The organism is Acinetobacter johnsonii (genome assembly GCF_048551975.1).
Lineage (GTDB): Bacteria > Pseudomonadota > Gammaproteobacteria > Pseudomonadales > Moraxellaceae > Acinetobacter > Acinetobacter johnsonii_A.
The window spans coordinates 1-291 of the sequence record NZ_JBIMCF010000170.1 but is presented as its reverse complement, the minus strand read 5'-3'; the positions used below and the strand labels follow the sequence as shown (position 1 = coordinate 291).

The 291-nt window shown below is 43.0% G+C and carries 1 pseudogene; it reads left to right on the top strand.

The window, feature by feature from the left end:
• A pseudogene (locus ACG9ZB_RS17100) lies at nucleotides 1-291 on the top strand (YebC/PmpR family DNA-binding transcriptional regulator); the annotation flags it as partial.

The window sequence follows — 291 nt, the reverse complement described above, 5'->3', positions numbered from 1 at the left end:
TCGTAAAGCAAAACAAGATGCTAGCCGTGGTAAACTTTTTACCAAAGTTATTCGTGAATTAACAACTGCTGCAAAGCTTGGCGGTGGTGATGCTGCAATCAACCCACGTCTTCGTGCAGTTGTAGAAAAAGCGCTTTCTGTAAACATGACACGTGACGTCATCAACCGTGCAATCCAACGTGGTGCTGGTGGCGAAGATAACGATGATTTATAAGAAATTACTTACGAATGTTATGGTGTTGGTGGTGTCGCAGTTATTGTGGAAACCATGACTGACAACTTAAACCGTAC